Consider the following 363-nt stretch of genomic DNA (forward strand, 5'->3'; position numbering starts at 1 on the left):
GCGAGACAACGAACCTGAGCGCGGACGAGGCAGCCACGTCACTGGCGCAGTTTATGAACGTCATGGGCACCTCTCAGGCGGATGTGCGGCGTCTCGGGTCGGCTGTGGTGGCGCTCGGCAATAATGGCGCGACGACAGAGCGTGACATCGTGTCCCTGTCGCAGCGTCTCGCTGCTGCCGGGTCACAGATGGGCATGACTGAGGCTGACGTGCTGGCGACCGCTGCGGCGATGGCGTCGGTCGGTGTCGAGGCGGAGGCCGGCGGCACGGCGATGTCCAAGACATGGCGGCTCATCGACGCGCACGTCCGTGCCGGTGGCAACGGTTTGGCGACACTGGCCCGCATCAGCGGGCAGACCGCCG

Annotated in this window: 1 protein-coding gene; it reads left to right on the forward strand. The window is 67.8% G+C overall.

Annotation, left to right across the window (positions count from 1 at the left end; all coding sequences use genetic code 11):
• Positions 1-363 (forward strand): phage tail tape measure protein (locus Q5762_RS37450; protein WP_315896776.1); only part of this gene is annotated, 363 nt, incomplete at both ends.

Source organism: Streptomyces sp. P9(2023) (assembly GCF_032436795.1).
GTDB lineage: Bacteria > Actinomycetota > Actinomycetes > Streptomycetales > Streptomycetaceae > Streptomyces.